General features: G+C 37.0%; 2 protein-coding genes. Both read left to right on the top strand.

All coding sequences use genetic code 11. From position 1 onward, the window contains the following. A partial coding sequence (locus AC1DND_RS20205; RefSeq protein WP_477584365.1) for an alkaline phosphatase family protein occupies positions 1-1,595 on the top strand: 1,595 nt, incomplete at its 5' end. After that, the gene (locus tag AC1DND_RS20200) at positions 1,592-4,570 is read left to right on the top strand and encodes a ligand-binding sensor domain-containing protein (protein WP_477584363.1); all 2,979 of its coding nucleotides are present in this window, start codon (positions 1,592-1,594) and stop codon (positions 4,568-4,570) included. The genes AC1DND_RS20205 and AC1DND_RS20200, both read left to right, overlap by 4 nt. The last annotated feature ends 87 nt before the right edge of the window (positions 4,571-4,657 follow it).

Raw genomic sequence — 4,657 nt, 5'->3', positions numbered from 1 at the left:
TCAGTAGACACAACGTTAAATTATCAGCTTACTTTAGAAAAAATGGCGATAATACCGTTAAACCAGCTTTAACCGCAAAAGAGGTTCAGGAGAAATACGATAAATTATCACAAAAGGAAAAAAACTTAGTAGATAAAGCGTTTACCACAAACATTTCTCAAAAAGATTATCTCGACCTTGAACCATTTACTTTTAAGAACGATCAAGGGAAGTCGGAAACGATTAATGTGCCGAAAGGCGATATTTTCCATCAGTTTAGAAAAGATGTAGATAGCGGAAAATTACCAACGGTTTCGTGGTTGGTTGCGCCTCAACGCTTTTCTGATCATACCAGCTCGCCATTGTACGGTACCTGGTATGTAAGCGAAGCGCTAGATATTTTAACCAAAAACCCAGAGGTTTGGAAAAAAACAATTTTTGTTTTAACCTACGATGAAAATGATGGGTATTTCGATCACCAGCCACCTTTTGTGGTGCCAAACCCTGATGATTCAACCAGCGGAAAGGTATCAGAAGGAATAAATTATGCCACTGATTTTGAAGCAAGAAAAGGAAGCCCGATCGGCTTGGGCTATCGTGTTCCTTTGGTTATTGCCTCACCTTGGAGCAAGGGCGGTTTTGTAAACTCACAGGTTTTCGATCATACGTCATCATTAATGTTTATGGAAAAATGGCTGGCTAAAAAAACAGGCAAAACCATTAAAAGTAATAACATTAGCGATTGGCGAAGGAATATCTGTGGCGATTTAACCTCAGTGTTCAGACCGTACAATGGAGAAAAAATTAAATCTCCTGAACCACTAAAACGCGATGTGGTAGTAACCAACATCGGTAATGCAAAAAACAAACCTGCCCAGGTTGGTCCTACGGCACTTAATAAAACAGAGGTTGCAAAAATAAATAAGTTCGAAGCTTTTTCTACAGAAACATCTAATCATGCCCCTAAACAGGAGAACGGAACAAAACATGCTTGTGCTTTGCCTTATCATTTAACAGTTGATGCAAATCTGGTTAATAATGAAATAGTACTTACTTTTCAATCGGCAAAAACCTTGTTCGGTAGCGAAATAGAAACCGTTGGTGCGCCTTTCAACATGTATACCATTGCCAAATTTAAAGGTGTTGCGGGCAAAACATGGGCCTATGCCGTAAAAGCTGGCGATGTGTTAAAAGACAGCATTAAACTGGATGATTTTGATAACGAAGTTTATGATCTTACAGTTAGCGGTCCGAATGGTTTTTACAGGAATTTCGCAGGAAGCAAAAAAAATCCTTCCGTTGTTATAAAAGCATATCCAGAGCAAGCTGGTTTGGTAAGCAAAAAACTTACAGGTACCCTGGTTTTCGCTATTGAGAACAAAGGCGCCAGTTTAGTTACGCTCCAAATTGTAGATAACAAATACAAATCAGGGAGCAAAACGGTAACAATTAAGCCAAAATCGGGTACAAATATCTCGTTTAATCTGGCTAAAAATGCGAATTGGTACGATTTCAGTATTGTGCAGGCGGGCAATACAACATTTAAACACCGATATGCAGGTAAAATAGAAACCGGAGAAATTACCCAAACCGACCCATACATGGGTAACGCATGATAAATATCCCCCAAAAAGGGGGATGGCTTTTGAAAGAAATTATGCTTATTTTGTATTACATGTGCAGTAAACTGTCTATAATCAAGATAAATTTTATAGTTTCTTTCATTTTGCTTTTTAGCCTTAAGCTATCGGCCCAAAGCTATAATTTTACCAATTACAGCCTTAAGGATGGCTTGCCTCAATCGCAGGTAATGGTAATTTATCAAGCAAAAGACAGGACGCTTTGGCTTGGCACTTTTGGTGGGGTAAGTAATTTCGATGGCAGGCAATTTACCTCGTACAGCAAAGCCGATGGGTTAGGATCAAATTCAGTAAACTGCATTACAGAGGATAACCAGAGCCAAATGCTTTTTGGTACTGAAACAGGTATCAGCATTCTTAAACGTGGAAAAATAAGCACCCTGTTTTCGGGTAAAGGGGTAAGCCATTTACTTAAAGACAAAGAGGGTGTTATTTGGGGAGTAAGTGAATATAAACTTTTCAAAATTGAAAAGGATAAAATCGTTTTTTATTCCATCGCTGGTAAAAATATCCATACCATAAACAGCGACAGTTCCGGAAACCTATATGCTGCTGCATCAGGAGTGGGTATTTATCAGCTTAAGAATAACAATTGGACAATCTACCAAGAGTTACCGCCAGCCATCAATACTTTATCTATCCGGAAGATCTTATTTGATAAAACGGTAAAGAATAAGGCCTATCTGTTAACCGACCATAGCGGAATTTATGTACTGGAGAACGGAATAGTTAAACCGTTTTTTAAAAAAGAGGGTATCGATACCTATTATTCCATCGCGCAGGATCATCGTGGAAATATGTGGGTAGGCTCTGAAAAAGGGGCTTACTTCATAAATAAAAATGGCTCAATCATTAATTTTAACGGAGAAAATGGATTGAGCGATAACCAGGTTAATGCAATATTTAGCGATGCTGAAAACAACATCTGGATATCTTGTTTTAGTGATGGTATTTACAAATATGAAGGCGATGCTTTTATTCGCTACAATAGGTTTAAGGGCAAGAACCTGGCATATCCAATAAGCGGAATAGCGGCAGATAAAAATAATAACCTCTGGTTTGGCACTTTTAACAAAGGTGTTTTTAAGTATGATGGTAAAGAGGTACAAAACATTGATATCCCCGCTTTTAAGGATAAAAAAATCTACTTCGTTTATGCCGATAAAGCAAAAAACATTTGGTTTTCTACCTATGGCAAAGGCATTTGGAAATACGACGGAGAAAAATTTAGCCAGGTATTAAAGCCAGAGAGGTTTGATAACAGCTCGATAGCTGAAGACGAGGAAGGAGGGATCTGGATAAACGGGTACATGTCATCTACTTATTTAAAGGATGGAAAAACCGAACGGATAAGTGGATTTGATGGCTATTTATCGTGTATTTATCCTTTGCAGAAGGATAGTGTGTTTCTTGGCACCTCAAATGGCGTTACACTTATCAAAAACAAAAAGATAGATAAAACATTTCGTATCAAATCGCTCACCAATGTGTACGTACTGAGCATTATAAGGCAGGGTGATAATTTGATTTTTGCTACGCTTGGCGATGGGATCATCACCTGGAATTTAAAAACGAAAGCCATTAAACGTTATGTTGTTGCCAATGGGTTAAACTCAAATGATATTTATAGCCTTGCAACCGATAATGAAAATAATTTATGGGCCGGAACAGGACGGGGGATTAACAAATTAACTTTTAATAGGCAACAACAAAGTTATGAAGTTTTTAGAGACCATCCGCTCATTGTAGAATGTAACCAAAACGCAATTATCAATTACAAAAACAGCATATTGGTAGGCACCATAAATGGACTTATTCAATGTAAAACCAATCCGCTTAGGGAGAACAAAAAGAATCCTTTTATCCATATTCAACAGGTTAGTGTTTTTCATAAAAATGATCGGGCAAAGGATATTTCAGTAGATCTGAACGGAAAAGGAGATAAATTTTATAAACTTAACTACAGTCAAAACCACATTTCGATAAGTTTTAAGGGAGTTTATCTCACCAATCCAGAAAGTGTACTTTACCGCTACAAACTGGTTGGGGTAGATAACGATTTCAGCAAACCTGTACCCAACACAGAGATCGAATACTCGGCCATAAGACCAGGTAGTTATACTTTTCAGGTTTATGCTATCGCAAATGGCCAGCAATCAAATATAGAACAGTTTAGCTTTACCATTGTACCGCCGTATTATGATACCATTATATTTAAGATTGGCGCATTTTTGGTGCTTATTTTCCTGATCTGGCTTATCTTTTACCTCATTTTTAAAACCAGAGAACGTAAAAAACAYCAGTTCGAAAAGTTAAAGTTAAAAGAGCAAGAAAAAATAAGAAAGCAAACTGCAGAAGATTTTCATGATGATATTGGCAATAAACTGACCAGGATTAATGTTTTATCCGAAATTCTGGATAAAAAGGTAGCAGGAACCGAAAAAGAGCAAAAGGAACTGATCAGGCTAATCAGAGAAAACGCCAGTTTGTTGTATACCGGAACTAAAGATATTCTTTGGGCGCTAGACCCACATAGCGATAATCTTTTTGAGATATTGATGCACATTAAAAATTTTGGAATCGATCTTTTCCAAAACACGGGAGTTACATTTAAAATGGAAGGCGTGTTAAGCAAATATCAAAAACTACACCTATCGATGGAGTTTAACCGAAACCTAACATTAATTTTTAAGGAGATGTTAAATAATGTGTTAAAACATGCCAAAGCAAGCCAGGTGTTGATTATGGTTATTGAAACCGATCATGATACAGTAAACATCTTAACAACAGATGATGGCGAAGGTTTTGATCTTGAAACGGTACAAAAAGGAAGAGGATTAAACAATATTCAAACACGCTGCAAACGTATAAAATCGACCTTTCAGATTTCTTCTATAAAAGGGAAAGGCACCACTACAACAATTTCTACCAGAATTCCTGTTACAAAATAGCACTAAAAGCGTCTTAATTAAAACCAACCACAAAAATGAGCCAGAATTTACGAATTGTTCTAATCGAAGATGACGATATTTTAAGAA

The organism is Pedobacter sp. 01N416, assembly GCF_056399685.1.
The sequence above is the reverse complement of the archived record's forward strand: the minus strand, read 5'-3'. Positions and strand labels throughout refer to the sequence as shown.